This is a genomic window from Streptomyces sp. NPDC104202, assembly GCF_055584185.1.
On the sequence record NZ_JBVJMN010000003.1, the window covers coordinates 139,591 to 165,494 of the forward strand.

Genomic DNA, 25,904 nt, shown 5'->3' on the forward strand with positions numbered 1-25,904 from the left:
GAGACGACCTACGGCCGCACGAGCGTCACCAGGAAGCTCCGCGCGCGCCCCACGTTCCCGGCGGCGTCGATCGTCCGGTACTCGACGGTGTGGGTGCCGAGGTCGGGGGTGGCGTCATCCCAGGGCACCGCGCGCGACCGCCCCAGCTTCCCGTACACCAGGTCGTCGATCACGGTGCCGCCGGGCGAGAACAGGAACGGGGCGTCGGCGTCCGTCGGCCAGCCGTAGTACGTGTACCAGCCGTCGCCGTCCACCCTGAACTGGCTGACGACGGCCCCCTCCTGGTCGTCCCGCGCGGTCAGCCGCAGCGTGAAGGGGCCGTCGTAGACGTACTCCACGGGGCGGCCCGGACGGTCCACCGTGCGCAGCGGCGTGGACAGCGTGTACGAGGCCGTCGCCGGGCGGGCGTCCACCGTCCACTCCAGCACCTCGGCGGTGCCGGGGACGCGCGCGGTCAGCGTGTGCGTCCCGGGGGAGAGGCGCAGCGAACCCAGGTCCAGATCACGGTCGTTGCGGTCCGCGGGGCGGACGGGCCGGCCGTCGAGGCGCCAGTGGACGGCCGGCACGCGGTCGGCCGGACGGGTGGTGTCCGCGTGGACGACGGACCGGGCGCCGACCGGTCTGCCGGTGGGGGTGTGCCCGGTGAAGGCGGGACGCACCGGCTCCGCCCGGGTGGTCAGGGAGGGGTCCACCGTCCAGCCGACGGTACGGGTCAGCGCGTGCGAGGCCCGCAGCGCCGGGTCGCGGACGAACGGCGTCGGATCGGTGACCGTCGCCGTGAGCGCGTGCTCACCGGGGGAGAGGCCGAGGCGCCGCAGGTCGACGGAGCGCGCGCCGCGCGTGGGCAGGATACGGCCGTCCAGCCGCCAGGTGACGGAGAGCGCGCCGCCCACCGGGTGCAGGGTCTCCACCCACACGACCCGGTCCGCCCCGACGGGCGCCGCGTTCGGCGTGTGGTCCTGCACGAGGTCGACCTTCGCCGACACGGCCCCGACCATCACCTCGCGCTCCACCTGGTCGAAGGAGTACCCCAGGGTCTTCATCAGCGAGTGGCGGCTCGGGCGCCAGACGCCCCCCGTGCTGTACAGGCCGCCCTCGAAGCGGCCGATCCGGCCGCCGGACTCGCTCTCCTCGCCCAGCCAGCGCCACCACTTGGCCCGCTGCTCCCGCATCCGCTCCTCCGTCAGGAGGGTGTGGTGGGCGGAGGCGGGCTCGGGACCGGAGTACGCCTCGCCCGGCACTCCCCGCGCGTAGTAGTCGTACTCGTCCTGGAGGCCGCCGAGCGAGTGGCCGATCTCGTGCGGGGTGATGAGCGCGGAGAGCGCGTTGCCGCCGGAGGCGGTGGCGTAGCCGCCGCCCGCGCCGCCGTAGGTGGAGCTGTGGGCGAGCGCCACGATCTGCCGGTTGGCCCGGGTCGTGCCCGGGACGAGATCGGCCAGCGCCGCTGCCTTGCGGCTGTCGACGGTGAGGAGCCGCTGCACGCTCGCCGGGTTGCAGCCGCCCCAGAAACCCATGTCGAGCGCGGTGTCGCGGGCAGGGGCGGTCAGCGCCGGGTCGCAGTCCACCCCGGACTCGGCCGAAGGGGCCTCCACCGCCCACACGTTGACGTACGAGCGGTAGGAGGCGAAGGGCTCGATGCTCCACAGCGTGTTCAGGTGGCGTTCCAGGTCGGCGCGGAAGGCCGGCATCTCCGCCGCCGTGTAACCGTCGCCCATGAAGACCAGGTTGAACCGCCGGTCGGCGGGCCCGGTCGTCTGGACGGGGACGACGACGGGACCGTCACCGGTCGTCGGGGTCTCCGCGGCCGCCGGTCCCGCTCCCACGAGTCCGGCGGCCAGCAGACAGACCGCGACGAGCCTGGCCAGGCCTCTGCGTGCTCCGTTGCGCTGTGAGGTCATGGGGCGCGAGCCTAGGCCGCGCCCCCGGTGTCGTAAAGGTGTTCGCCGGCCGTACGGCTCGGCGACGGTTCAGTGCCGCAGATACGCCAGACCCGGGTGCTCCGCGCGGTAGCCGTCCACCAGCCGGCGGGCCAACGCCACCGAGTCGACGAGCGGGTGCAGGGCGAACGCCTTCACCGCCGTCGCCCGCGAACCGCTCTCCGCCGCGGCGAGGACCTCCCGTTCGACCGCCTTGACCGCGGTCACCAGACCGACGGCGTGGTACGGCAGCGGGGACGCCGCCATCGGGTGGGCGCCGTTCGCGTCGACCGAGCAGGGCACCTCGACCACCGCGTCCGCGTCGAGCGCGGCCAGCGTCGAGCCGTTGCGCACGTTGAGGATCAGGGTGGCCCGCTCGTCCCGGGCGATCGCCCGCATCAGCGCCAGCGCCACCTTCTCGTAGCCGCCGGACTCCAGGTCCTCCTCGTCCCGCTCGCCGGTCCCGGCCGCCTCCCGGTTGGCGGCCATGTACGTCGCCTCCCGGTCGGCGAGCGTCCGGTGCCAGGCGTCCAGGGCCGACACCTCCGGCCTGCCCGTCTCCCGGTAGAAGCCGGCCTGCTGGTCGCGGAGGTAGGCGCCCCGCGTCCGCTCGGCGCTCCGGTAGGCGTGCACCGCCTCCCGGTTGAAGTAGTAGTAGTGCAGGTACTCGTTGGGGACCGCGCCCAGCGAGCGCAGCCACTCCGGGCCGAAGAGGCGGCCCTCCTCGAAGGAGCCGAGCGCCGCCTCGTCGGCCAGCAGCTCCGGCAGCAGGTCCCGGCCGCCGACCCGCAGACCGCGCAGCCAGCCCAGGTGGTTGAGGCCCACGTAGTCGATCCACGCCTCGTCCGGGTCGGCGCCGAGGACGCGGGCGACCCGGCGGCCCAGCCCCACCGGGGAGTCGCAGATGCCGACCACCCGCTCGCCGAGGATCCGCGCCATCGCCTCGGTGACCAGGCCCGCCGGGTTGGTGAAGTTGATGACCCAGGCGTCCGGGGCGAGCGCGGCGGTCCGGCGGGCGATGTGCACCGCGACGGGCACGGTCCGCAGGCCGTACGCGATCCCGCCCGCTCCCACCGTCTCCTGGCCGAGGACGCCCTCGGCCAGGGCGATCCGCTCGTCGGCCGCCCTGCCCTCCAGACCGCCCACCCGGATGGCGGAGAACACGAAGTCGGCCCCGCGCAGCGCCTCGTCCAGGTCCGTCGTCGCCGTCACGACGGGCGCGTCCGGCACCCCGGCGCCCTGCTCCGCGAGGACCCGGGCGATGGCCGTCAGCCGGGCCGCGTCGAGGTCGTACAGGGTCACGTGGGTGACCCGCCCCTCGGCGTGGTCGCCGAGGAGGGCGCCGTACACCAGCGGCACCCGGAATCCGCCGCCTCCGAGAATCGTCAGTTTCATGGTCGTACGCTACTCGCGCCCCGTTCGGGGGCAGCGGGACCGCGGGCCGGTGTCCACGGGGCCGTCCACATGCCGGGCGCCGGGGGCGCACCCGCCGTGGGGGAGAATGGCGGCATGTCCCGACGCAAGACCCGCCCCCGCACGGCCCCCGCCGCCGCGCCCGCCGTGACCGCGGCCTCCCCCTGCCCGTGCGGCCTCGACGCGGCCTACGGCGCCTGCTGCGGCCGGTTCCACGCGGGCACCGCCGGCACGGCGCCCACCGCCGTCCTCCTCATGCGCTCCCGCTACTGCGCCTTCGTCGTCCGCGACGCCTCCTACCTGCTGCGCACCTGGGCGCCGGAGACCCGGCCGGACGACGTCGACTTCGACCCGTCGCTGCGCTGGGCCGGGCTGGAGATCGAGGACACCACCGAGGGCACCGCCTTCCACCGGCATGGCACCGTCACCTTCACGGCGCGCTACGCGCACGGCGGCGAGCAGGGCGCCCTGCACGAGCGGAGCCGGTTCGCCCGCCACGAGGGCGCCTGGGTGTACGTGGACGGCGACTTCCCGGAGTAGCCCGCCGGCGCGGGGGCCGGCGGGCGGGCCGGCCTCAGCGGACGGTGGCCACGGCCCGGTCCGCCGGGCTCTTCCTCGGGATCCCCTGGGCGAGGTCCTCGGCGACGATCCGCTTGGCGATGGCGTCCGTCGCCACCCGCAGCTCGGGCCCGCTGGGCCGGCCGCGCTCCTGCTCGACCGTGTCGGAGAGCCAGTCGCCCCACGCGTGCGTGATGACGTCGGCCTCGCGCCGGCCGGCCGCCGTGTGCGAGAGCAGGTTCCCGTCGCGGGTGAGGTACCCCTCCTCGACCATCCGCTCGAAGACGGGCAGCAGGACCTCCGGCGGGACCCGGCGACCGGCGGCCACCAGTCCGAGGCTGGCGTGCCCGACGGTGCGGGTGTACAGCTCGACCTGCATCACGGCCCAGGCTCCCGCCGTGTCGAGGCGGGTGTCGGAGTCGGCCACGATCCGGCGGACGGTGTCCATGTCGGTGCGGCGCAGGATGCGGGCCACGGACAGCTCCAGGAGCTTGGCCGAGTCGCCGGCCGTGGTGGGAGAACCGAAGCCCTCGCCCATGTCGGGGGCGGCCTGGCGGGCCGAGTCGCGCAGGGTCACCTGCTTGAGGAAGAGCGCCACCACGAAGCCGACGGCCGCGACCGGCACGGTCCAGAGGAACACGGTGTGGAGGGTGTCGGCGTACGCCTGCACGATCGGCTCGGCCACCGCGGGCGGCAGCCCGTGCACCCCGGCCGGGCTCTGCGACGCCTGCACGAGACCGGCCGGGTCGACGCCGAGGCCCTCTGCGACGACCGCCGCCTCGCCGACCCCCCGCGCCAGGTTGGGTCCCAGGGAGTTCACGTAGATCGTGCCGAAGACGGCGGTGCCGAAGGAGCTGCCCAGCGTCCGGAAGAAGGTGACCCCGGAGGTGGCGGTGCCGAGGTCGGCGTAGTCGACGGTGTTCTGCACGGCGATGGTCAGCACCTGCATGCACAGGCCGATGCCGACGCCCAGCACGAACATGTAGAGCGACGCGAGCCAGGTGCCGGTCTCGGGGCCCATGAGCGAGAGCAGGAAGAGACCGACCCCCATCACCAGACAGCCGACGATGGGGAAGATCCGGTAGTGGCCGGTCTTGCTGACGACGTTGCCGCTGAAGATCGACGCGATGAGCAGGCCGACGACCATCGGCAGGGTGCGGATGCCGGAGACCGTGGCGGAGTCCCCGTCGACGTACTGGAGGTAGGTCGGCAGGAACGTCATGGCGCCGAGCATGGCGAAGCCGACCACGAAGCTGAGCACCGAGCAGACGGTGAAGACCGGGTTCGAGAACAGCCGCATGGGCAGCATGGGTTCGGCCGCCCGGGTCTCCACCCAGCAGAAGAGCGCCAGCGCCACGAAGCCGCCGACGAAGAGCCCGATGATGACGCCCGACGTCCAGGCGTACTCGTTGCCGCCCCAACTGGTCGCCAGGATCAGGGCGCTGGAGCCCACGGCGACCAGCGCGATGCCCGCGTAGTCGATGACGGGGCGGCTCGCCGAGCGCACCGAGGGGATCGTGCGGGCGGCGGCGATCACGACGAGGATCGCGATGGGCACGTTGACGTAGAAGGCCCAGCGCCAGGTCAGGTGGTCGGTGAACAGACCGCCGAGGAGCGGGCCGATGACGGTGGAGACGCCGAACACGGCCCCGATCGCGCCCTGGTACTTGCCCCGCTCGCGCAGCGGGATCACATCGGCGATGAGCGCCATCGAGGTGACCATCAGACCGCCGGCGCCCACGCCCTGGAGGCCGCGCCAGACGATCAGCAGCGTCATGTTGGTGGCGAGACCGCAGAGGAACGAGCCGGTGATGAAGACGATCGCCGAGATCTGGAAGATCACCTTGCGGCCGAAGAGGTCGCCGAACTTGCCGACGAGGACGGTCGCGACCGTCTCGGCGAGCAGATAGGCGGTGACCACCCACGACATGTGGGCGGCGCCGCCCAGGTCCGAGACGATGGTCGGCAGGGCGGTGCCGACGATGGTCTGGTCGAGGGCGGCCAGGAGGACGCCCAGCATGATCGTGCCGAAGACGATGTTGCGGCGGCGGCTGTCGAGCACGGGTGGCTCGGTGGCGGCCGGGGGCGCGGGCGCTGCGTCGCTGGTCGTGGTCACTCTCGCAGCGTCACACCGGCGCCGCGGGCGTGCCTCCGGGGGACGGCCGAACAGGTGGACCCCGCCGGCCCTCCGTCAGGGGGTGACGGGCAGCTGGGGGTGGTGCTTGGCCAGGATCTTGTTGGCCCGGGCCAGCGCGGCCAGGGCGTGCTCGCGGTCCGCCCGGTCCTCCGCGCAGAGCGGTCCGCGGAACCGGTACACCTCACGCGCCGCGCAGTCCGCGTCGACCTCGGCCTGGAGGACGTGCAGCGGGAGACAGGAACCGATCATCGCGGCCACACGGTCGGGAATCGGGACGGGTACGAGGGGCGAGGGCGAGGTGATCACGGGTCAGTCCTAGTCGGTCCGGGAAGAGTGCGGAAGGTTCTCCACTCCATACGTACCGGATCGCGGTACAGGTTCCGGTACGGCTCGGTCGCGACGGCGTGACAGCGCGCTGGGCGCCCGCTCGAACACCGTGGCACCGCCGGCGCCGACCGCCCCGCGGCGGCGCCCCGCGGCGCGGACGTTCCCGCAGGTGCGGGGCGCGCCCGCCCGCCCGGCTTTCCGTACCGTCCCTGCGTATCGCTCGGGCGCCGGTCGAACGGAGCGTCGGTGCGGGGGTGTTGACCCGCCTTGATCGTCCGGGGAATGTGAAGGATCTCACTCCCCGGTCAAGAAGCTTCCCGTCGGGTCGGAGGTGTGCCTCCGGCGGCTCCGCGGGGCCCGTGGAGCCACCGGGACCCATGGGGCGTCAGGCGCCCCCTAGGTGAGGATCTCGGACAGATCGTACGAGACCGGCTCCTCCAGCTGTCCGTAGCCGCAGGACTCCGGCGTCCGGTCCGGGCGCCACCGCTTGAACTGCGCCGTGTGGCGGAAGCGGTCGCCCTCCATGTGGTCGTAGCCGACCTCGCAGACCCGCTCCGGCCGCAGTGCCACCCACGACAGGTCCTTCTTGCCCGACCAGCGGCTCGGCGCCCCGGGCAGCCGCGCTCCCTGGTGGGCGGCCTCCTCGGTCCAGGCCGCCCAGGGGTGCCCGTCCGGCGGATCCATCCGGAGCGGTTCCAGCTCCTCGATCAGCTCGGCCCGCCGCCGCGCGGTGAACGCCGCGCAGACGCCGACGTGCTGGAGGGCGCCCTCGTCGTCGTGGAGGCCGAGCAGCAGGGAGCCGACCACCGGGCCGCTCTTGTGGAAGCGGTAGCCGGCCACCACCACGTCGGCGGTCCGCTCGTGCTTGATCTTGTACATGAGGCGGGCGTCCGGACGGTACGGCAGGTCCAGCGGCTTGGCGATCACCCCGTCCAGGCCCGCCCCCTCGTACTGCTCGAACCAGCGGGCGGCGAGGGCCGCGTCCCGGGTCGCCGGCGCGAGGTGGAGCGGCGCGTCCACCCCGTCGAGGATCCGCTCCAGCGCGGTCCTCCGCTCGCTCAGCGGGACGTCGAGGAGCGCCACCTCGCCCAGGGCGAGCAGGTCGAAGGCGACGAACCGGGCCGGGGTGGTCTCGGCGAGCATCCGGACCCGGGAGGCGGCCGGGTGGATCCGCTCGGTCAGCCGGTCGAAGTCGAGGTGCCCGTCGCGCTCGATCACGATCTCCCCGTCGACCACGCACCGCTGCGGCAGCCGGTCCGCGAGCGCCTCGACGAGTTCGGGGAAGTACCGCGTGAGGGGCTTGCCCGTACGGCTGCCGATGACCAGCTCCGCGCCGTCCCGGTGCACGATCGCGCGGAAACCGTCCCACTTGGCCTCGTACTGCATCCCGGGCGGGATCCGCTTGACCGCCTTGGCGAGCATCGGTTTCACGGGCGGCATCACCGGAAGATCCATAAGGCGATTGTCCGGTATGCGGGAGTTGTCGGCGAGCCCTAGGCTGACCCGCATGGCAGGCAAGGCGGCAGCGGTGGAACTCGAAGTCGGCGACCGGACCGTGAAGGTCTCCCACCCCGACAAGGTGTACTTCCCCGAACCGGGCTACACCAAGATGGACGTCGTCCAGTACTACCTGGCCGTCGGCGACGGTGTCACCCGCGCCCTGCGGAACCGCCCCACGACCCTGGAGCGCTACCCCGACGGGGTGACCGGCGAGTCCTTCTTCCAGAAGCGCGCCCCGAAGTACCTGCCGGACTGGATCCCGACGGCCCACATCACCTTCCCCAGCGGCCGGTCGGCCGACGAGATGTGCCCGACCGAGCCGGCGGCCGTCGTCTGGGCCGCCAACCTGGGGGCCGTCACCTTCCACCCCTGGCCGGTCCGCCGCGACGACACCGACCACCCCGACGAACTCCGCATCGACCTCGACCCGCAGCCCGGCACGGACTACGGCGACGCCGTCCGCGCCGCCCACGAGCTGCGGGCCGTCCTCGACGAGCACGGGCTGCGCGGCTGGCCGAAGACCTCCGGCGGCCGCGGCCTCCACGTCTTCGTGCCGATCACCCCCGAGTGGACGTTCACGCAGGTCAGGCGGGCGGCCATCGCCTGCGGCCGCGAGCTGGAGCGCCGGATGCCACAGGACGTCACCATCAAGTGGTGGAAGGAGGAGCGCGGCGAGCGGATCTTCGTCGACTACAACCAGACCGCCCGCGACCGCACCATCGCCTCCGCCTACTCCGTGCGCCCCCGCCCGCACGCGCCGGTCTCCGCGCCCCTGCGGTGGGAGGAGATCGACGACGCGGTGCCGCAGGACTTCGACATCAGGACGATGCCGGTCCGCTACGCCGAGGTCGGGGACGTCCACGCGGGCATGGACGAGGAGCGGTTCGGTCTGGAGTCGCTGCTCGAACTGGCCCGGCGCGACGAGGCGGAGCACGGCCTCGGCGACCTGCCCTACCCGCCCGAGTACCCGAAGATGCCGGGCGAGCCGAAGCGGGTGCAGCCGAGCCGCGCGAAGAAGAAGCCGCCGGAGGGGGACTGACGGCGACGGGGCTTCCCGGGGAGGGGGAAGGGGTCGGCGAGGCGGGCGGGGCGGCGCCTTCCGGGTCGGCGCCGCCCCGCCGTACGGCTGACCATAAAACAAGACGAACGGTCGTGCTAGCATTTTTCCCGTCACCAGGACGACCGAGGAGAACCGGCATGTACCCGATGGCTCCGCTCATGCGCACCACCCTGAACGCCGCCGCCCGCGTCGCCCCCGGACCGGCCGGCCGGCTCGCCTTCCACCTCTTCGTGCGCCCCCTCGGCCGCGCCCGGCTCAAGCCCGGGGAGCGGGAGCTCTTCGCCGCCGCGCGCACCGGACGCCTCCGGGTCCGCGGCAAGGAGGTCGTCACCTACGCCTGGGGCGACGGCCGGCGGCCCGTCCTCCTCGTCCACGGCTGGTCCTCGCGCGCCTCGCGCCTCACCGCCTTCGCCGAGGCGCTGCTCGCCCGCGGCTACAGCCCGGTCGCCTTCGACGCCCCCGGCCACGGGGAGTCACCCGGCCGGGCGAGCAACATCCTGGAGTACCGCGACGTCATCCGGGAACTGCACGCCCGGCACGGCGACTTCGACGCCGTCGTCGCCCACTCCTTCGGCGCCCTCGCCGCCCTCTTCGCCCTGCGCGACGGAATCCGCACCGGCCGCTTCGTGGGGATCGGCGCCGTCGGCTCCTTCGAGCTGCTGCTCGCCGGCTTCCGCGCCGGGCTCGGCGTCGACGAGCGCGTGATCCGGTGCATGCGCGACCACGTCGAACGCCGGCTGGCCCCGGACGAGCCCGGCGTCTGGGAGAGCTTCGGGGCCGACCGGCACGCCGCCGAACTCGGCGCGCCCGTCCTGCTGTTCCACGACGAGACCGACGACATGGTGCCGCTCGCGCAGGCCCGCCGGCTCGCCCGCGCCCACGGCGACCGCGCACGGCTGGTCGTCACCGACGGCCTCGGTCACCGCCGCATCCTCAAGGACCCCGAAGTCGTCGCCGCGGCCGTGGAGTTCGCGACCGGCGCCCCCGTGGAGACGATGGCCGCGTGTCCCGGGGGACAGGTGACGGCAGGCTGACCGGCCGCCGCCGCCCCACCGCGCCCGGGGTGCGGCGGCCTCAGCCCCGGTCGGCGAGCGCCGCCCGGCCCTGGTCCGTGGCCGACCCCCGGAGCCGGGCGGCGATGCCGCGCTCGGCGCGGGCGTAGGCCGAGGTCTCGCCGAGGAGGACGGACTGCGCGTTGGCGGCCTCCATGAGGGCGATCACCTCGAAGGCCAGCTGCTCCGCGTCCGCGTCCTCGGCGAGGTCCCCCGCGGTGCGGGCCTCCGCCAGCGACTGCTCCACATAGGCGCTCCAGTCGAGCCGGGTCCGGGCGACGGCGTCGTGGACCGGGCCCGTCCGGGCGTCGAACTCGGCCGCGACCGCGTAGAAGAAGCAGCCGCCGGAGAAGACCCGGCCCGAGGAGTAGGCCAGCCAGTTCCGGCACAGGCCGAGCACCCGCCCGACGCCCGGCGGCACGTCGGCGAGGGGGGTGACGACCTCGCGGGCGAAGACGGCGACCGCGGCGCGGATCGTGGCGAGCTGGAGCTCCTCCTTCGAACCGAAGAGGGCGAAGACGCCGCTCTTGCTCAGCGCGAGCTCGGTGGCGAGCCGTCCCAGCGACAGCCCTTCGAGCCCCTCGACGGAGGCGATGTCCATCGTCCGGCCGAGCACCAGCCGCCGGGTCTGGTTGCCGCGCTCGACGCGCCCGTCCGTCTTGGTCCCGGTGCCGCTTCCGCTGTCGCCGTTCATCCCTCCATCGTACTGAACGCACGACCGTGCGGGAATCTCCGTGCGGACGACAGGCCCTAGCCGGCCCGCTCGCCCGGGTCCCGCCGCTCCGCCGGGGTCAGGAGCAGCACCTCCAGGGCCCGGGCGCAGGACCGGGCCTGTGCCAGGTACCACTCCAGGCGCGCGTCGGTGATCAGCTCCGGGGTCGCGCGGACGGCCAGCGCGAAGCGCGCGTGCCCCGACCGCTCCATGACCGGCACGGCCACCGTCCGCACCCCGAGCGCCGACTCGCCGTCGTTCAGCGCGTACCCCGCCTCCCGGACGCGCGCCAGCTCGGCCGCCAGCGCGGGCGGTTCGACGATGGTCCGCTCGGTGAACGCGTACAGCGGCGGCAGCGAGTGCGGGCCGCCCTCGCCCGCCCGGGGCCACGCCAGCAGCACCTTCCCCAGGGCCGTCGAGTGCAGCGGCCGGCGCAGCCCCACCTTCGGCGTCACCGAACCGCCCGCCACGATCACCACGTGCGGACCGCTGCGCAGCGCCAGGTCGGCGGTGGCGCCGGTCCGTTCGGCGAGGTCCGACAGCTCCGGCGCCGCCAGGTGCAGCCCCCGCTGGTGGTACGACAGGCGCCCCAGCTCGGTCATCGCCGGGCCCAGCCGGTACCGGGCGGTCCGGGCGTCCTGTTCCAGGAAGCCCGCCCCGAGCAGCGTCCGTGCCAGCCGGTGCGCCGTCGAGGTGGAGAGCCCGAGCCGGCGCGCCAGGTCGGAGGCGCTCAGGTCGGGCCCGTTGTCGTGGAAACAGTGCAGCACATCCAGTGCGCGGCGGACCGCCTGGGCGCCCGCCGGGGGTCGGACGATGCCGGCCTCGGTCGTCATAGGGTTCGCTCCCCGTGGGTGATCGGGCCCCCACGCTCCCACATGGCGGGAGCCGAATCAGGGCCCCGGCCAGGTCGGAAACACTGCGTTCATGCGCAATCCCACATCGTGGGAGCCGAGTTGTGGACGCCCGGAGATCCGTGGCAAGGTTCCGGCCAACGCACCACAGGGACACCGAGCCGGAAGGGAGCAGCACCGTGACGCACGCAGGACGACGCACCGCGCTCCGCCCGTCCGCCGTCTTCCCCGTACCGCTTCCGCTCACCCGGCGCCGCCACATCGACCTGGCACGCGTCGCCGGTGCGGGCTGTCGCTGACCCCGTTCGCCGTCGGCCTTCCGCCCGGCACCCCGCGGGACCGACCGCGCCCCGCGCCCCCTCCCGCTGAGGGAACGCCACGCCGTGGCGTCTTTCGGCGCCGGGGCGCCGCCGCACCGCCGCCCGCCGCACAGGGGACCCTTTCCCACGCCGGCACCGGCATCCGCGGGACGCCGGCCGCCCTTCCGCGCCGAGACCTGCCCCCGCCGGTCCCGGCCGGTCCGCTCCTCGCCGGCACCGGCGCCCGCCACGGCGCCACCGGCCCCGCCCCCTCCGCCCCTTCACCGTGCCCCGGGCCGCGCCGCGCGCCGCGCCGCCGGGCACCCCGCCGACCGCGGGGTGCCCCGCGCGCCGCCGCCGTGCCCCGAGCCCCCTGACATCCCGGGATGCCCCCATGCCGCACGCCCCCGTTCCCGACACGCTCTGGTTCACCCGCTGCCCCGTCCCCACCGCCACCGGCGTCGCCGCCGACCGCGGCTGGCTGGCCGAGGAGTTCGCGCCGGACGGCATCGCCGTCCGCTCGCTCCAGGACGACGATCCCGGAGCCGACCGCGCGGCCCACTTCACCCACGCCCTGCCCGGACTCCTCCGCGAGGGCGGCAACGTGCCCGCGCTCTGGGCCCGTTCACGGGGAGAGCGCACCCGGCTCGTCGGACTCACCTGGATCGAGGAGCACCAGGCCGTGCTCGTCGCCCCCGGCTCCCCGGTGCGCGGCGCAGCCGCCCTGCGCGGCCTGCGCCTCGCCGTGCCCCGCCACCCCGTCCCCATCGACTTCTGGCGGGCGATGGCCCTGCGCGGCTTCGAGGGCGTCCTCGCCTCGGCCGGGTACGGACTCGACGACGCCGTCCTCGTGGACGTACCGGCCGACGGCCACCGCGGGCAGTGGGCCGCCGAGCTGGACGCCCTGCGGCGGGGCCAGGTCGACGCCGTCTACGTGAAGGGCGCCCTCGCCGTCGAGGCGGCCCGCCGCGCCGGGGCCGAGGTCGCCGTCGCCCTCGACGAACTCCCCGACCCCGCGCACCGCGTGAACAACGGCACCCCGCGCCCGCTCACCGTCCACCAGGACCTCCTGGACCGGCACCCCGAGCTGGTGGACCGCTTCCTCGCCGTCCTGCTCCGCGCCGCCGACTGGGCCGCCGACGAGCCCGCCGAGGTCGCCCGCATCCTCGGCGCCGAGACCGGCGCGGGCGCCGAGGGCGTCGCCGGCGCCTACCGGGCCGGCACCCACCGCACCCTCCACCCCGACCTGTCCGGCACCCGGCTCGACCTCCTCGCCCGGCAGGAGGAGGCCCTGCGGGCCCACGGATTCCTGCCCGAGGCGGTCGACGTACGCGCCTGGGCCGACCCGGAGCCCCTGCGCCGCGCCCGCCGGATCGCCGCCGCCCCCCTCTCCCCGACCGGACGCTGACGGGCCGGCCGGCCCTCGGCCGCCGGCCTCCGCGCGTCGACCCCGTGTCCCCGATCACCTGACGACGGTCGGTCGGTCGGACGGACCGACGGACCGACGGACCGACGGTCGGTCGGACGGACGGACGGGCGGACGGTCCGTCAGTCCGTCCGACCCACCGCTCGCCCCTCCACCCGCTCTCCGCTCGCCCCTCCACCCGCACTCCGCCCGCCCCCCTCCACCCGCACTCCGCCCGCCCCCCTCCACCCGCACTCCGCCCGCCCCCTCCACCCCGCATTCCGGCCGCCCCACCCGCGGCCACCCTCCCCGAAGGACCACCGCCATGCGCCCACTCGCCCCGCTCGCCGCCCTGGCGGCCGTCGTCGCGCTGTCCACCGTCACCGCCTGCGGAGGCGACCCCGCCGCGGACTCCTCCACCGGCCGGGCCGGCGGCTCCGGGGGAGGGAAGGGCACGGTCACCGTCCGGATCCCCGACCCCGGCAACGCGGGCGTCCTCGCCCGCGGCAAGAAGGACGGCAGCCTGGACAAAGCGCTCGCCGCCGTCGGCGCCAAGGTGGCGTGGACCGGCAGCGCCGGCCCGTTCGCCCCCGCGGCCCAGGCGATGAACGCCGACCAGCTCGACATCGCGACCGGATCGATCACCTCGGGGATCACCTCGCTCGCGCAGAGCCCCGGCTTCGCCTTCTTCACCGCCACCGACCCCGACCCCGTCGGCGAGGGCATCCTCGTCCGCGAGGGCTCGGACATCGCGTCCGTCCGGGACCTCGTCGGACGCAAGGTCGCCGTCAACAAGGGCGGCACCGGCGAGTACCTCCTGCTCAAGGCCCTCGCCAAGGCCGGCATCCCCGCCGACGCGGTCGAGCGCGTCTACCTCCGCCCCGACCAGACCGCCGCCGTCTTCAACGCCGGGCAGGTCGACGCCTGGGCGGTGTGGTCGACGTACGCGGTCGCCGAGATCGGCGCGGGCAAGGCCCGCTTCGTCGCCGACGGCACCGCCATCGGTTCGGACAACTACAGCCTGAACGCCGTCCGTTCGGACTTCGCCGACCAGCACCCCGAGGTGGTCAGGGCGCTGTACGCGTACCTGCACGAGAACAGCGCCAAGGAGAGGCGGGACCCGGCCGCCTACCTCAACGTCTTCACCGACGCCGGCCCCACCGCGGTCAACGGCCGCGCCAAGGAGGTCCAGATCGCCTTCACCGGCAAGGGCGGCACCGTCGACCCCATCGGCCCCGAGGACATCGCGCGGTTCGAGACGGTCGCCCGGTTCTACGCCGACCAGAAGGTCACGCCGCACAAGGTCGACATCGCGGCCCACCTCCTCGACGTCGAGAAGCTGTCATGACGGCGGCCACCACCGCCGGAGCGGCCACGGCGGCCACCACCGCCGCGGCCGACGAGGCGGCCACGGCCGCGGCGCCCGCCACCGGCGCCGCAGCGGCCGTCCCCCTCGGGCCCGCGACGGTCGACGGACCCGTCGACGGGCTCGTCGCTCCGCGCCCGCCGGTGACCCGGCCCCGCTCCCGCACGTACTCCCTGCTCGCCCGCGCCCTCGGCCCCGTGCTCCTCCTCGCCCTGTGGTGGGCCGCCTCGGCGACCGGCCTCCTCACTCCCGACGTCCTGGCCTCGCCCGCCCAGGTCGGCGACGCCGTCGCCGAACTGTGGGGCGACGGGCAGCTCCAGGACGCCCTGTCCACCTCCCTCCTCCGCTCCGGCACCGGGCTCGTCATCGGTCTCGCCGCCGGCCTCACCCTCGGCATCACCACCGGGTTCACCCGGCTCGGCGACGAACTGCTCGACTCCTCGCTGCAGACCCTGCGGACCATCCCGTTCCTCTCCCTCGTCCCCCTCTTCATGGTCTGGTTCGGCATCAACGAGACCGCCAAGATCCTCCTCATCGCGGTCGCCACCACCTTCCCGATGTACGTCTCCACCGTCGGCGGCGTCCGCAGCACCGACCGCAAGCTCGTCGAGGCCATGCGCAGCTTCGGGCTCGGCCGGCTCGCCCTCGTCCGCCAGGTCGTCCTGCCGGGCGCCCTGCCCTCGCTCCTCGCCGGACTGCGGCTCTCGACGACCCTCAGCGTCATCGCGCTCATCGCCGCCGAGGAGATCAACGCCACCGAGGGGATCGGCTATCTGATGGCGCAGGCCCAGAGCTACGCCCGCACCGACATCCTCGCCGTCTGCATTCTGGTCTACGGACTGCTCGGCCTCACCGCGGACGTGCTCGTCCGGGGACTGGAGCGGGTCCTCATGCCCTGGCGCGCGGCCGGCCCCGGGGGAGGAACCCGATGACCACGTCCACCGTGCCGCGGACGGCCGTCCGGGTCCGCGGGCTGCGCCGGGTCTTCGGCGCCCGCGCCGTCCTCGACGGACTCGACCTCACCCTGGCGCGCGGCGAGTTCCTCGCCCTGCTCGGGGCGAGCGGCAGCGGCAAGACCACCCTGCTCCGCATCCTCGCCGCCCTCGACGGCGCCGACGGCGGCGAGGCGCTCGTCCCGGCCGCCCGCACCGTCGTCTTCCAGGAACCGCGGCTCGTCCCCTCCAAGAGGGTGCTGGCCAACGTGACCGTCGGCCTGCCGCGCGGCGCCGCGACCCGTGAGACCGGCCTCCGCGCCCTCGCGGAGGTCGGGCTGGAACGGCACGCCGACGCCTGGCCCGCCACCCTCTCCGGCGGCGAGGCCCAGCGCGTCGCCCTTGCCAGGGCGCTGGTGAGGGAGCCCGAACTCCTGCTGCTCGACGAGCCGTTCGCCGCGCTCGACGCGCTGACCCGGCTGCGCATGCAGGACCTCGTCGGCGAACTCCGCCGGATCCACCGGCCCGCCGTCCTGCTGGTCACCCACGACGTCGACGAGGCCGTCCGCCTCGCCGACCGGGTCGCCGTCCTGCGCGACGGCCGGCTCGTCACCGACGAACCCGTGACCGTGGCCCGGCCCCGCGATCCCGGCGACCCCGCGTTCGTCGCCCTGCGCCGCCGCCTCCTCGCCGACCTCGGCGTCCACGCACCCGCGGAAGCGCCCCCGTCCACGAACCCCGGCCCCGTCACCCCCACCTCCGCCACTTCCGGCCCCGCCTCGTCCGAAGGAGCGTCCGCATGACCGTCGTCATCGGTGTCCACCGCAGCAACCCGTCCCTCTACCACCTCTCCCGTCTCGGCTACGCGGAGGAGGAACTCGCCGCCCTCGGCGAGACCGTGACCTGGCACCCGTACACCGACGGCGTCCGCACCGGCGCCCTCCTCGCCGACGGCACCATCGACTTCGGCGGTACGGGCTCCACCCCGCCGGTCACCGCGCAGGCCGCCGGCCACGACATCGTCTACACCGCGGTCTCCGCGCCCCGCCCCGACCACGGCGCCCTCCTCGTGACCGAGGACAGCCCGGTCCGCGGTGTCGCGGACCTCAGGGGCGGCACCGTGCACCTCGCCGTCGGCTCCTGGCAGACGCACCTCGTCGCCCAGGCCCTGGACGACGCGGGCCTGTCGTACGCCACCGACATCACCCCGGTGCGGGGGGACTCCGGCAGCGAGGCCAGGCTCCGCGCCGGCGAGATCACGGCGTGGGTGGCGCAGGGCGCCGAACTCGCCGCGGCCCGCCGCGCCGGCGGCCTGCGCACCCTGATCCGCACCGGCGAGGTGATCTCCGACCGGTCCGTCTTCTTCACCCGCCGCGACCTGGCCGAGACGCGGCCCGAGCTCGTCGAGGCCCTCACCCGGGCGCTCCGCCGGGCCGACGACTGGGCCGCCGCCCACCCCCGGGAGGCCGCCGAGATCGCCGCCGCCGACCAGGGCGGCACCGTGGAGGACTGGGAGAGCGCGCTGCGCGCCCTGCCGTGGACCGTCGAGGAGGTCTCCGCGGAGTTCCTCGCCGAGCAGCAGCGGGCGGCGGACGTCTTCCTCCGCACCGGCTTCGTCGACCGCGCGGTGACCGTCGCCGACGCCCTGCCCCGGAAGGTCTGAACCGATGGCCCCGCAGACCTCGCCGGCGCCCGCCATCGCCCCGGCACCCGCGTTCTCCCCGGCCGCGCCGCCCGAAGTCCTCTGGTACGTCATTCCGCGCGAGGGCGCCTACCCCTGGGAACCGGCCGGCCGGCGCCCCGTCGACCTCGGCTATCTGACCCGGCTCGCCGGGTCCGTCGAGCGCCTCGGCTACACCGGCGCGCTGCTCGCCACCGACCTGTACGACGTGTGGCCGCTGGGCTCGGCGCTCGCGGCCGCCACGAGCACCCGGTTCAAGCCGCTGCTCGCCGTCCACCCCGGTCTGATCGCCCCCACCCTGCTCGCCAAGATGGCACTGAGCTTCGACAACCTCTTCGGCGGGCGGCTGCGGTTCAACGTCGTCAACGGATCGACGAACGCCCTGCGCGAGTTCGGCCTCCACGTCGGGCACGACGAGCGGTACGAGCTGAGCGCCGAGTACTGGTCGATCGTCAAGCGCCTCACCGCCGGAGAGGTCTTCGACCACCGGGGGCGCTTCTACGACCTCAAGGACGCCGGGGCCTCCTTCGGTGACCTGCGGCCCGTGCAGGACCCGCACGTCCCGCTCTGGTTCGGCGGGTCCTCCGCGCCCGGCATCGAGATGGCCGCGGAGCACGTCGACGTCTACCTCACGTGGGGCGAACCGCCGCAGGCGCTGAAGGAGAAACTCGACCACGTCCGGGCGCGCGCCGCCGCGCACGGCCGCACCCTCCGCATCGGCCTGCGCCTCCACCTCATCGTCCGCGACACCGAGGACGAGGCATGGGCGGCGGCGGACCGGCTCCTGGACGTCACCAGCGAGGAGACGTACGCCCGCCGGCTCGGCGGGCAGGCCGGTGAGGACGGCGTCGGGTGGCAGCGCCAGTTCCGCCAGCACGGCGGCAGGGTCCCGGCCCGGGCGCGCGAACTGGAGACCCACCCCAACCTCTGGCCCGGCATGGGCCTCTTCCGGCCCGGTCCGGGCACGGCGGTGGTCGGCTCGACGGCCCAGGTCGTGGAGCGCCTGGAGGAGTACCGGGACCTCGGCGTGGACACGTTCATCCTGTCCGGGAACCCGCTGCTGGAGGAGGCGTACCGCGTCGCGGAGACCGTCCTGCCGGCACTGGGTATACGCCATTGATCGAACGTTGATGGCGTGTTTACGGCGTGGCGGCACCGTTGGGGTCATGCAGACGGATACCGACACCCTCACCGCCCCCGACCTCACCTGGCGCGAGAACGCCCTGTGCGCCCAGGCGGGTCCGGAGTTCTTCTTCCCGGCCCCCGGCTCCTCGACCCGCGAGGCCAAGCAGCTGTGCGGGGCGTGCGAGGGGCGCCTGGAGTGCCTGGAGTACGCGCTCCGCCACGACGAGAGGTTCGGGGTCTGGGGCGGCCTCTCGGAGAAGGAGCGCGGGCGGCTCAAGCGGCAGGGCCGCTGAGCCCGCCCGGGCCGCCCCGGGCGGAGTCCGCCCGGGTCGGATCGCCGGTCGCTCAGCCGGCGGCGCGGGCCGCCATGCGGGCCTTGCGGGCCGCGAGCTTCTCGTCGAACTTGCTCGCCTCGCTGTCCAGGCCGTTCATGTAGAGCCCCAGCTCCTCCTGGGCGCGCAGGCCCTCGGGGCCCAGGCCGTCGATCTGGAGGACCTTGAGGAAGCGCAGGACGGGCTGGAGGACGTCGTCGTGGTGGATCCGCATGTTGTAGATCTCGCCGATCGCCATCTGCGCCGCCGCCCGCTCGAAGCCCGGCATGCCGTGTCCGGGCATCCGGAAGTTGACCACGACGTCCCGCACGGCCTGCATCGTCAGGTCGGGGGCGATCTCGAAGGCCGCGCCCAGCAGGTTGCGGTAGAAGACCATGTGCAGGTTCTCGTCGGTCGCGATGCGGGACAGCATCCGGTCGCACACCGGGTCGCCGGACTGGTGGCCGGTGTTGCGGTGCGAGATGCGGGTGGCGAGCTCCTGGAAGGCGACGTACGCCACGGAGTGCAGCATCGAGTGCCGGTTGTCGGACTCGAAGCCCTCGCTCATGTGCGACATCCGGAACTGCTCCAGCTTGTCCGGGTCGACGGCGCGGGAGGCGAGGAGGTAGTCGCGCATCACGATGCCGTGGCGGCCCTCCTCGGCGGTCCAGCGGTGCACCCAGGTGCCCCAGGCGCCGTCGCGGCCGAAGAGGCTGGCGATCTCGTGGTGGTAGCTGGGGAGGTTGTCCTCGGTCAGCAGGTTGACGACGAGGGCGATCTTGCCGATCTCCGTCACCTTGGACTGCGACGGGTCCCAGGCCTCGCCGTCCTCGAAGAAGCCGGGGAAGTTGCGGCCGTCGGACCAGGGCACGTACTCGTGCGGCATCCAGTCCTTGGTGACCTTGAGGTGCCGGTTGAGCTCCTTCTCCACGACCTCTTCGAGCGCGTAGAGGAGCCGTGCGTCGGTCCACCCAGCCGAGCTGTCGAGGGAGGGAGAGGTGAGCGTCACGGGGAACTCCTGGGGACGGAGAAGGGCATACGGGCGTACCTACGGATTCGTAGGTTACGAGACCGTAGGTTAAGGCTCCGTAAGGCGTCGGCCAAGCCCGCTCCGGCGATGTCCGGTTACGTTCCGTTATGTGCGCTGCTCGGACGGGGTGGCGGAGACGCAGGTCACGTCGGGTGAGCCCCTCGTCGTGGACCCCGCCCGCCACCCCGGCGGCTACGCAGCGCAGGCGCCCGGCGGCGCGGAGCGGTCGGCGTCCGCCCGCCCCGTACCGCCGTCACCGGGCGACTCCGTACCGCCGTCGCCGGGCGAACCCGGTGCCTCCGTCACCGCCCCGGCGGCCCGCCGCCCCCGCGCCCGGCCTCCGCCGCCGTCAGTGCTCCGCCGGCACCGTCCCCCGCACCTCCTCCGCCGTCGTCGGCCGCAGCTCGCCGTCGAGCAGCAGCCACCGGGTGATCCCCAGGGACTCCAGGAACGTCACGTCGTGGCTCGCCACGATCAGCGCCCCCTCGTACGCGTCGAGGGCCTCCGTCAGCTTCCGCACCGACGCCATGTCGAGGTTGTTGGTCGGCTCGTCCAGCATCAGCAGCTGCGGAGCCGGGTCCGCCAGGAGCAGCGCCGCGAGCGTCGCCCGGAACCGCTCCCCGCCGGACAGGGTGCCGACGGGCCGGTCGGCCCGCGCTCCCCGGAACAGGAACCGCGCCAGCCTCGCCCTGATCGCGTTCCCCGTCGCCGCCGGCGCGAGGCGGGCCACGTTCTCCACCACGCTCAGCCCGTCGTCGAGGACGTCGAGCCGCTGCGGCAGGAAGCGGAGCGGCACCCGCGCCTCCGCGGCGCCCGACAGCGCCTCCACCTCGCCGGCGATCGTCCGGAGCAGCGTCGTCTTCCCGGCGCCGTTCCGGCCGACGAGCGCGACGCGCTCGGGCCCCCGCAGCTCGAACTCGCCGGCGACGCGCGCCCCGTAGCGCATCTCCAGCTCCCGCAGGTACAGGACCTCGCGCCCCGGCGGTACCGAGGTGCGGGGCAGCTCGACCCGGATCTCGTCGTCGTCCCGCACCGCCTCCACGGCGGCGTCGAGCCGCTCCCGCGCCTCCGAGAGGCGCTCGGTGTGCAGGGTGCGGTGCTTGCCCGCCGAGACCTGGGCGTCGCTCCTGCGGCCGTTCGCCACGATCTTCGGGACGACCTTGTTCCCGTAGCTCTTCTGGCCGAAGCGCTTGCGTCGCGCCAACTTGGTCTGCGCGTCGGAGAGTTCGCGCTTCTGGCGCTGCACGTCGGCCTCGGCGACCCGCACCATCCGCTCGGCCGCCTCCTGTTCGGCGGCGAGCGCCTCCTCGTACGCCGACCAGGTGCCGCCGTACCAGGTGACCGCCCCGTCCCGCAGGTCGGCGATCTGGTCGACCAGTTCCAGGAGTTCACGGTCGTGGCTGACCACGACCAGGACGCCGGACCAGTTCCGCACGGCCTCGTACAGCCGGGCCCGGGCGTGCCGGTCCAGGTTGTTGGTCGGCTCGTCGAGCAGCAGGACGTCCGGACGGGCGAGAAGCAGCGCGGCGAGGCGCAGCAGGACGGACTCGCCGCCCGACACCTCGCCGACGGTCCGGTCGAGCCCGACCCCGTCGAGGCCGAGTTGGTCGAGGGTGGCCCGGGCCCGCTCCTCGACGTCCCAGTCGTCGGCGAGGGCGGTGAAGTTCTCCTCCGACGCGTCGCCCGCCTCGATGGCGTGCAGGGCGGCGCGCTTGCCGGCGATGCCGAGGATCTCGTCCACCCGCCGCGCGGTGTCGAGCACCAGGTTCTGCGGGAGGTAGCCGAGCTCGCCGTTGATCCTGACCGTGCCCGAGGACGGCGTCAGCTCGCCCGCGATCAGCTTGAGGAGCGTGGACTTGCCGGAGCCGTTCAGGCCGACGAGACCGGTGCGGCCCGGTCCGACCGCCAGCCGGAAGTCGTGGAGGACCTCGGTGCCGTCCGGCCAGGAGAAGGAGAGCGAGGAACAGGTGATGAAGGTGGGGTGATGCGCCATGGAGGCCTCCCGGTCGCGCGAGCGTGGAAAAGGGGCAACGCGAGAGACACCGGGGCGCGGGCGGTCGTCAGGAACGGCTCGTACGCCGAGGTCGAGAACGGCACACGCGGCACAGGGGGCACGCGCGGCACGGTGTCTCGCAACCTCAGACGAGCAACGTCCTTCTCCGATCAGGTGACGACAGGTCCGTGGAAGACGGTACGACCGAAGCCGGGAGGACGGCAAACGATTTAACGGCGGGCGACGCGGGGGAGGGGCGTCCGGGCCACGGTCACGGGTGGCCGCGCAGCAGCTCGGTCAAGTCGTGGTCCCAGTCGAGGTACTGGTGCTCGCGTCCGGCCGGCACCAGGTGCTCCGACCGCTCCAGGAACCGGCGGAGCTCCGAGGTCCTGACGTGGACCATGGCGACCCCCTCGGGCGCGTGGAACTCCACGACCGTCCGGTCGTAGCCGTACGGACGCAGCCGGACGTCGCCGACCCCGGCCGGACGCTCGACGCCCTGCACGAGAAGGTCGCGGGCGAAGGCCCACGACACCTCGACACCCTCCAGCGTCGCGGGCGGGGGGAAGGCCATGCTCACGGCGTACGGGTCCTCGCGGTCGTAGCGCAGGGTGGCGGGCACGGTCTCCATGCGGGGAGCTGACGCGACCAGACGGGCCTGGAGGGACTGTTCGATGACGGCGGACACGGCCGTCTCCTCTCACGCGGGCTTCGGGTCCTGTGCGTCTCCCCGACACCAGGCCACCTGACACCAGGAAGGACGAACGGAACCGCCGGAACGTGCACTCCGGCCCTACGTGAGCTGTGTCACCGGCCCGCGCCGGAGCCCGTCAGCGCTCCTCGGCGTCGTCGTCGTCCGGGGCCGCGCAGGGGCCGGAGTGGTCGCAGTAGGGCTGGTTGCCGGAGGCCCCGCAGCCGCAGAGCGTCACCCGCGTCTCGTGCCGGTCCCCGGCCGGCCCGGCCACCAGGAGGTCGCCCCGGAGGACCAGCTGCCCGGACGGGGTGCGCCGCACGGAGGTGGGGGAGTCGGGCGGTTCCGCGGCGCCCTCCGCGGGCGGCCGGTGGTACTGCAGGGCCCCGGAGGGACAGCGGCGGATCACCCGCTCCACCTGGCCGGGCCCGGCCGCGTCGGGCCGGATCCAGGGGCGCCGGGACAGGTCGAAGACCTCCGGCAGGCCGTGGACGCACTCGGCCGCGTGCAGACACCGGCGCGGCTCGAACGTGACGGTGATGCCCTCGCCCTCGTACTCCTTGAGCCGCGGCGGCTCCGCCCCGGTGTCCGGCACCTCGTCGCGTGCCTGCGGCTCGTCCGTACGGTCGGTCATGCGAACCAGCCTAGGAAGGCGTGGCGCGGGACGCACCCTGGACGGGGGCCGTCCCGGGGCACTAGCTTCCGGCGCCATGACGTCCATGGGGAAGACGAGACGAACGATGTCGGTGGGGCTGATCGGGGCGGCGCTCGCGCTCACCCTCGCGGTACCCGCGCGCGCCGGGGAGACCCCCACGGCCGCGGCCGGCTGGCAGCTCACACCGACCGGGACCGACGCCCGCTTCCGCGGCCTGGCCGCCGTCGACCGGACCACCGCCTGGGCCGCCGGTTCGCGGGGCACCGTCCTGCGCACCACCGACGGCGGCCGGAGCTGGCGGAACGTGTCGCCGGCCGGCGCGGGCGAGCTGGAGTTCCGTGACGTGGAGGCCTTCGACGCGCGCCGGGCCGTCGTCCTGGCCATCGGCGAGGGCGAGGCCTCGCGGGTGCTGCGCACCGAGGACGGCGGTGCCACCTGGACCGAGTCCTTCCGCAACACCGACCCGCGCGCCTTCTACGACTGCATGACCTTCTTCGACCGCCGCCACGGGCTCGCCATGAGCGACCCCGTCGACGGGAAGTACCGCCTGCTCGCCACCCGTGACGGCGGCCGGTCCTGGCAGGTCCTCCCGAACGCCGGCATGCCGGACGCCCTCCCCGGCGAGGCGGCCTTCGCGGCGAGCGGCCAGTGCCTGGTCTCGGCCGGACCCCGGGACGTCTGGCTCGCGACCGGCGGCGGGGCCACGGCCCGGGTCCTGCACTCCGCCGACCGGGGTCTGACCTGGACGGCCACCGCCACGCCGATCCCGGCAGGCGACCCCGCCCGGGGCGTCTTCGGACTGGCCTTCCGCGACCGCGCCCACGGCATCGCCGTCGGCGGCGACTACCGCAAGGACCAGCCGTCCCCGAGCGCCGGGGCCGTCACCGGCGACGCCGGCCGCACCTGGCGCCCCTCGGCCGCGCCGCCGCCCGCCTACCGCTCCGGCGTGGCCTGGCTCCCGCACGGCCGGTCGGCCGCGCTCGCCGTCGGCCCCACCGGGACGGACCTGACGACCGACGGCGGCCGCACCTGGCGGACCGTCGACACCGGCTCGTACGACACGGTGGACTGCACCGCCGACGGCTCCTGCTGGGCCTCCGGCGAGCAGGGCCGGATCGCCCGGCTGGCCCGCCGCTGACCCCGGACCACCCGGCCGCGGGCGGCCCACCCCTCAGGGGGTGGGCAGCTCCTCCCGGTAGGCGGCGATGCCGTCCGCCGTCTTGGTCGCGTGGAACTCCGTGATCCGGTACGCGCAGACGCCCTCCACGCTGAACGGGTCGGCCGCCGCGATCCGCTCGATCTCCGCGCGGTCGACCCCGGCGGCCAGGATCACCCCGCCGTCCCGCGGGTTCTTGCGGCCGGAGGCGAGGAACACGCCCTCGGCGTACCGCGCGTCGAGCCACTCGACGTGGGCGGCGAGGAGCGCGTCGACCCGCTCGACGGGGGCGGTGTAGGTCAATTCCAGTACGAACATGATCGCCAGGCTACGGGACCGGGGCCGGGCTCCGGCAGGGCGTACCAGCCCTCGGAACCGGCACCGCGACCGGAGCCGTAAGGTGACCGGACTATGACGATCATCGGGATTCCGGCGGGCTGGCCTGCCGACGAGACCGCCGCCCTGGCCGTCCAGCGGGACCTGCGCGGGCGCCTCCTCCTCGACGAGGCGGGCCCCGCGGTCGGCACCGGCCACGTCACCGGGCTCGACGTGGCCTACGACGACGAGCGCGACCTCGTCGCCGCCGCGGCGGTCGTGCTCGACGCGCGGACGCTGGAGGTGGTGGAGGAGGCCACGGCGGTCGGCCGGGTCTCCTTCCCCTACGTGCCCGGCCTGCTCGCCTTCCGCGAGGTCCCCACCGTCCTCGCCGCGCTCGACGCCCTCGCCGCCGACCCCGGCCTCCTCGTCTGCGACGGCTACGGGCTCGCCCACCCCCGCCGCTTCGGCCTCGCCAGCCACCTCGGGGTCCTCACCGGACGGCCCTCCGTCGGCGTCGCCAAGAACCCCTTCGCCTTCGACCACGAGCCGCCCGGCGACGCCCGCGGCGCCACCTCCCCGCTGCTCGCCGACGGGGAGGAGGTCGGCCGCGCCCTGCGCACCCAGGCCGGCGTGAAGCCCGTCTACGTCTCCGTAGGCCACCGCGTCTCGCTCGCCGCCGCCTGTGCCCACACCCTCCACCTCGCCCCGCGCTACCGCATCCCCGAGACGACCCGCCACGCCGACTCCCTCTGCCGCCGCGCACTCAAGGAGGCCCTCGGCGGCGCCTGAGCCCGGCCGGCGGCCCCGGCCCGCCGGCCCGGCCGCGCCCGAGCACCGTCGCCCCCCGGGCCGACGCGTCTGAGTACCCGTACGGATACCGGCCCCGTCGCCCGCCCGGCAGGGTGGGCGCATGACGACTCCGCTCCCCGCACCGCCACGTTCCGCCGGACGCGGTCTCGCCCTCGCGCTCGCCTCCGTCGGACTGTCGGCCCTGGCCTGGCTCTGCGCCGTGCTCTCCACCGTCGCCGCCCGGGCGCTCGCGTGATCGGGCGGGAGTGGTGCGTCGTCCTGGACTGCCGGGACGCGGGCGAACTCGCCGACTTCTACCGGCGGTTGCTGGGCGGTGAGGTGGACCGCCCCGATCCCCGCCGGGCCGTCGGCGACGCGTGCGTGGTGCTGCGCGGCGACGACGGACCCGTCCTCGTCTTCCAGGGCGTGGCCGACCACCGGCCGCCCGTCTGGGGCGCGCCCGAGCAGCAGTTCCACCTGGACGTGCGGGTGGACGACCTGGACGCGGCCGAGGAGGCCGTCGTCGCGCTCGGCGCGACGCCGCTCGACGGCGGGGGCGCCGGCCCGGTCTGGCGCGTCTACGCCGACCCGGCCGGCCACCCCTTCCGGCTCGTGCGGCTCTGAGCC

At 74.6% G+C, this 25,904-nt stretch carries 27 protein-coding genes; 15 read left to right on the forward strand and 12 right to left on the reverse strand.

The window, feature by feature from the left end; genetic code table 11:
- Positions 1-8: 8 nt before the first annotated feature.
- Positions 9-1,898 (reverse strand): M64 family metallopeptidase, encoded by a 1,890-nt coding sequence (locus tag ACZ60W_RS03250; RefSeq protein WP_469753621.1) that lies wholly within the window; start codon positions 1,896-1,898, stop codon positions 9-11.
- 69 nt (positions 1,899-1,967) lie between these two features.
- Positions 1,968-3,311: a 6-phospho-beta-glucosidase gene (locus ACZ60W_RS03255; RefSeq protein ID WP_469753622.1), complete on the reverse strand. Its 1,344-nt coding sequence runs from the start codon at positions 3,309-3,311 to the stop codon at positions 1,968-1,970.
- Between the two features lie 114 nt (positions 3,312-3,425).
- On the opposite strand from ACZ60W_RS03255, the gene ACZ60W_RS03260 reads away from it, so the two are divergent.
- Positions 3,426-3,869, forward strand: coding sequence for a YchJ family protein (locus ACZ60W_RS03260; RefSeq protein WP_469753623.1), 444 nt, complete (start codon positions 3,426-3,428; stop codon positions 3,867-3,869).
- A gap of 34 nt (positions 3,870-3,903) precedes the next feature.
- Here the strand turns inward: ACZ60W_RS03260 and ACZ60W_RS03265 are convergent, their stop codons facing one another.
- The 3 genes from ACZ60W_RS03265 to ACZ60W_RS03275 form a co-directional block, all read right to left on the reverse strand.
- Positions 3,904-6,003: an MDR family MFS transporter gene (locus ACZ60W_RS03265; protein ID WP_469753624.1), complete on the reverse strand. Its 2,100-nt coding sequence runs from the start codon at positions 6,001-6,003 to the stop codon at positions 3,904-3,906.
- 75 nt (positions 6,004-6,078) lie between these two features.
- Positions 6,079-6,273 (reverse strand): hypothetical protein, encoded by a 195-nt coding sequence (locus ACZ60W_RS03270; protein WP_051034050.1) that lies wholly within the window; start codon positions 6,271-6,273, stop codon positions 6,079-6,081.
- Positions 6,274-6,747: 474 nt separating this feature from the next.
- The gene (locus ACZ60W_RS03275) at positions 6,748-7,806 is read right to left on the reverse strand and encodes an ATP-dependent DNA ligase (protein WP_469753625.1); all 1,059 of its coding nucleotides are present in this window, start codon (positions 7,804-7,806) and stop codon (positions 6,748-6,750) included.
- A 52-nt stretch (positions 7,807-7,858) separates the two neighbouring features.
- On the opposite strand from ACZ60W_RS03275, the gene ligD reads away from it, so the two are divergent.
- On the forward strand, positions 7,859-8,890 hold the full coding sequence (gene ligD / locus ACZ60W_RS03280) for a non-homologous end-joining DNA ligase (protein WP_469753626.1): 1,032 nt from the start codon (positions 7,859-7,861) through the stop codon (positions 8,888-8,890).
- Positions 8,891-9,048: 158 nt separating this feature from the next.
- Entirely contained in the window at positions 9,049-9,945 is an 897-nt protein-coding gene (locus ACZ60W_RS03285; RefSeq protein WP_469753627.1) for an alpha/beta hydrolase, read from the forward strand.
- 40 nt (positions 9,946-9,985) lie between these two features.
- On the opposite strand, the gene ACZ60W_RS03290 is transcribed toward ACZ60W_RS03285, so the two are convergent.
- Together ACZ60W_RS03290 and ACZ60W_RS03295 are read right to left on the reverse strand one after the other, a co-directional pair.
- On the reverse strand, positions 9,986-10,657 hold the full coding sequence (locus ACZ60W_RS03290; protein ID WP_469753628.1) for a TetR/AcrR family transcriptional regulator: 672 nt from the start codon (positions 10,655-10,657) through the stop codon (positions 9,986-9,988).
- Positions 10,658-10,713: 56 nt separating this feature from the next.
- Positions 10,714-11,508, reverse strand: a complete 795-nt coding sequence (locus ACZ60W_RS03295) for an IclR family transcriptional regulator (protein WP_469753629.1) — start codon at positions 11,506-11,508, stop codon at positions 10,714-10,716.
- Positions 11,509-11,705: 197 nt separating this feature from the next.
- Here ACZ60W_RS03295 and ACZ60W_RS03300 point away from each other — a divergent pair, with 197 nt between their 5' ends.
- The 8 genes from ACZ60W_RS03300 (at position 11,706) to ACZ60W_RS03335 (ending at position 18,627) form a co-directional block, all read left to right on the forward strand.
- Complete coding sequence (locus ACZ60W_RS03300) at positions 11,706-11,825, forward strand: putative leader peptide (RefSeq protein WP_469753630.1); 120 nt, start codon at positions 11,706-11,708, stop codon at positions 11,823-11,825.
- Between the two features lie 394 nt (positions 11,826-12,219).
- Positions 12,220-13,233, forward strand: a complete 1,014-nt coding sequence (locus tag ACZ60W_RS03305; protein WP_469753631.1) for an ABC transporter substrate-binding protein — start codon at positions 12,220-12,222, stop codon at positions 13,231-13,233.
- A 322-nt stretch (positions 13,234-13,555) separates the two neighbouring features.
- A complete protein-coding gene (locus ACZ60W_RS03310) occupies positions 13,556-14,578 on the forward strand; it encodes an ABC transporter substrate-binding protein (protein WP_469753632.1) in 1,023 nt (340 codons plus the stop codon).
- The gene (locus tag ACZ60W_RS03315) at positions 14,575-15,528 is read left to right on the forward strand and encodes an ABC transporter permease (RefSeq protein WP_469753633.1); all 954 of its coding nucleotides are present in this window, start codon (positions 14,575-14,577) and stop codon (positions 15,526-15,528) included. The genes ACZ60W_RS03310 and ACZ60W_RS03315 overlap by 4 nt, the downstream gene beginning before the upstream one ends.
- A complete protein-coding gene (locus ACZ60W_RS03320) occupies positions 15,525-16,331 on the forward strand; it encodes an ABC transporter ATP-binding protein (RefSeq protein ID WP_469753634.1) in 807 nt (268 codons plus the stop codon). The genes ACZ60W_RS03315 and ACZ60W_RS03320 overlap by 4 nt, the downstream gene beginning before the upstream one ends.
- Positions 16,328-17,191, forward strand: a complete 864-nt coding sequence (locus ACZ60W_RS03325; protein WP_469753635.1) for an ABC transporter substrate-binding protein — start codon at positions 16,328-16,330, stop codon at positions 17,189-17,191. Before ACZ60W_RS03320 ends, ACZ60W_RS03325 begins: the two co-directional genes overlap by 4 nt.
- Before the next feature lie 4 nt (positions 17,192-17,195).
- Positions 17,196-18,329, forward strand: a complete 1,134-nt coding sequence (locus ACZ60W_RS03330) for an LLM class flavin-dependent oxidoreductase (protein ID WP_469753636.1) — start codon at positions 17,196-17,198, stop codon at positions 18,327-18,329.
- A gap of 46 nt (positions 18,330-18,375) precedes the next feature.
- Positions 18,376-18,627 carry a WhiB family transcriptional regulator gene (locus ACZ60W_RS03335; protein ID WP_469753637.1) on the forward strand — a complete coding sequence of 84 codons (252 nt, stop codon included), beginning with the start codon at positions 18,376-18,378 and terminating at the stop codon, positions 18,625-18,627.
- A gap of 52 nt (positions 18,628-18,679) precedes the next feature.
- Here the strand turns inward: ACZ60W_RS03335 and ACZ60W_RS03340 are convergent, their stop codons facing one another.
- The 4 genes from ACZ60W_RS03340 to ACZ60W_RS03355 form a co-directional block, all read right to left on the reverse strand.
- Complete coding sequence (locus ACZ60W_RS03340) at positions 18,680-19,654, reverse strand: acyl-ACP desaturase (RefSeq protein WP_469753638.1); 975 nt, start codon at positions 19,652-19,654, stop codon at positions 18,680-18,682.
- Positions 19,655-20,024: 370 nt separating this feature from the next.
- A complete protein-coding gene (locus tag ACZ60W_RS03345; RefSeq protein WP_469753639.1) occupies positions 20,025-21,668 on the reverse strand; it encodes an ABC-F family ATP-binding cassette domain-containing protein in 1,644 nt (547 codons plus the stop codon).
- A gap of 271 nt (positions 21,669-21,939) precedes the next feature.
- Entirely contained in the window at positions 21,940-22,356 is a 417-nt protein-coding gene (gene ssgD / locus ACZ60W_RS03350; RefSeq protein WP_469753640.1) for a spore wall synthesis regulator SsgD, read from the reverse strand.
- Positions 22,357-22,498: 142 nt separating this feature from the next.
- Entirely contained in the window at positions 22,499-22,993 is a 495-nt protein-coding gene (locus ACZ60W_RS03355; RefSeq protein ID WP_469753641.1) for a (4Fe-4S)-binding protein, read from the reverse strand.
- 85 nt (positions 22,994-23,078) lie between these two features.
- On the opposite strand from ACZ60W_RS03355, the gene ACZ60W_RS03360 reads away from it, so the two are divergent.
- A complete protein-coding gene (locus ACZ60W_RS03360) occupies positions 23,079-24,152 on the forward strand; it encodes a WD40/YVTN/BNR-like repeat-containing protein (RefSeq protein ID WP_469753734.1) in 1,074 nt (357 codons plus the stop codon).
- A gap of 33 nt (positions 24,153-24,185) precedes the next feature.
- On the opposite strand, the gene ACZ60W_RS03365 is transcribed toward ACZ60W_RS03360, so the two are convergent.
- Positions 24,186-24,488 (reverse strand): YciI family protein, encoded by a 303-nt coding sequence (locus ACZ60W_RS03365; protein WP_469753642.1) that lies wholly within the window; start codon positions 24,486-24,488, stop codon positions 24,186-24,188.
- Between the two features lie 93 nt (positions 24,489-24,581).
- On the opposite strand from ACZ60W_RS03365, the gene ACZ60W_RS03370 reads away from it, so the two are divergent.
- From ACZ60W_RS03370 to ACZ60W_RS03380, 3 genes are all read left to right on the forward strand, one after another.
- Positions 24,582-25,277 (forward strand): endonuclease V, encoded by a 696-nt coding sequence (locus ACZ60W_RS03370; protein WP_469753643.1) that lies wholly within the window; start codon positions 24,582-24,584, stop codon positions 25,275-25,277.
- 121 nt (positions 25,278-25,398) lie between these two features.
- Positions 25,399-25,533 carry a morphogenic membrane protein MmpA gene (gene mmpA, locus ACZ60W_RS03375; protein WP_469753644.1) on the forward strand — a complete coding sequence of 45 codons (135 nt, stop codon included), beginning with the start codon at positions 25,399-25,401 and terminating at the stop codon, positions 25,531-25,533.
- Positions 25,530-25,901 carry a VOC family protein gene (locus ACZ60W_RS03380; RefSeq protein ID WP_469753645.1) on the forward strand — a complete coding sequence of 124 codons (372 nt, stop codon included), beginning with the start codon at positions 25,530-25,532 and terminating at the stop codon, positions 25,899-25,901. Before mmpA ends, ACZ60W_RS03380 begins: the two co-directional genes overlap by 4 nt.
- Positions 25,902-25,904: the final 3 nt, after the last annotated feature.

Coding starts and splice junctions, on each gene's coding strand:
- ACZ60W_RS03250 (WP_469753621.1), bottom strand. CDS start 1,898: ATGACCTCACAGCGCAACGGAGCACGCAGAGGCCTGGCCAGGCTCGTC.
- ACZ60W_RS03255 (WP_469753622.1), bottom strand. CDS start 3,311: ATGAAACTGACGATTCTCGGAGGCGGCGGATTCCGGGTGCCGCTGGTG.
- ACZ60W_RS03260 (WP_469753623.1), top strand. CDS start 3,426: ATGTCCCGACGCAAGACCCGCCCCCGCACGGCCCCCGCCGCCGCGCCC.
- ACZ60W_RS03270 (WP_051034050.1), bottom strand. CDS start 6,273: ATGATCGGTTCCTGTCTCCCGCTGCACGTCCTCCAGGCCGAGGTCGAC.
- ACZ60W_RS03275 (WP_469753625.1), bottom strand. CDS start 7,806: ATGGATCTTCCGGTGATGCCGCCCGTGAAACCGATGCTCGCCAAGGCG.
- ligD (WP_469753626.1), top strand. CDS start 7,859: ATGGCAGGCAAGGCGGCAGCGGTGGAACTCGAAGTCGGCGACCGGACC.
- ACZ60W_RS03285 (WP_469753627.1), top strand. CDS start 9,049: ATGTACCCGATGGCTCCGCTCATGCGCACCACCCTGAACGCCGCCGCC.
- ACZ60W_RS03290 (WP_469753628.1), bottom strand. CDS start 10,657: ATGAACGGCGACAGCGGAAGCGGCACCGGGACCAAGACGGACGGGCGC.
- ACZ60W_RS03295 (WP_469753629.1), bottom strand. CDS start 11,508: ATGACGACCGAGGCCGGCATCGTCCGACCCCCGGCGGGCGCCCAGGCG.
- ACZ60W_RS03305 (WP_469753631.1), top strand. CDS start 12,220: ATGCCGCACGCCCCCGTTCCCGACACGCTCTGGTTCACCCGCTGCCCC.
- ACZ60W_RS03310 (WP_469753632.1), top strand. CDS start 13,556: ATGCGCCCACTCGCCCCGCTCGCCGCCCTGGCGGCCGTCGTCGCGCTG.
- ACZ60W_RS03315 (WP_469753633.1), top strand. CDS start 14,575: ATGACGGCGGCCACCACCGCCGGAGCGGCCACGGCGGCCACCACCGCC.
- ACZ60W_RS03320 (WP_469753634.1), top strand. CDS start 15,525: ATGACCACGTCCACCGTGCCGCGGACGGCCGTCCGGGTCCGCGGGCTG.
- ACZ60W_RS03325 (WP_469753635.1), top strand. CDS start 16,328: ATGACCGTCGTCATCGGTGTCCACCGCAGCAACCCGTCCCTCTACCAC.
- ACZ60W_RS03330 (WP_469753636.1), top strand. CDS start 17,196: ATGGCCCCGCAGACCTCGCCGGCGCCCGCCATCGCCCCGGCACCCGCG.
- ACZ60W_RS03335 (WP_469753637.1), top strand. CDS start 18,376: ATGCAGACGGATACCGACACCCTCACCGCCCCCGACCTCACCTGGCGC.
- ACZ60W_RS03345 (WP_469753639.1), bottom strand. CDS start 21,668: ATGGCGCATCACCCCACCTTCATCACCTGTTCCTCGCTCTCCTTCTCC.
- ACZ60W_RS03355 (WP_469753641.1), bottom strand. CDS start 22,993: ATGACCGACCGTACGGACGAGCCGCAGGCACGCGACGAGGTGCCGGAC.
- ACZ60W_RS03360 (WP_469753734.1), top strand. CDS start 23,079: ATGGGGAAGACGAGACGAACGATGTCGGTGGGGCTGATCGGGGCGGCG.
- ACZ60W_RS03365 (WP_469753642.1), bottom strand. CDS start 24,488: ATGTTCGTACTGGAATTGACCTACACCGCCCCCGTCGAGCGGGTCGAC.
- ACZ60W_RS03370 (WP_469753643.1), top strand. CDS start 24,582: ATGACGATCATCGGGATTCCGGCGGGCTGGCCTGCCGACGAGACCGCC.
- mmpA (WP_469753644.1), top strand. CDS start 25,399: ATGACGACTCCGCTCCCCGCACCGCCACGTTCCGCCGGACGCGGTCTC.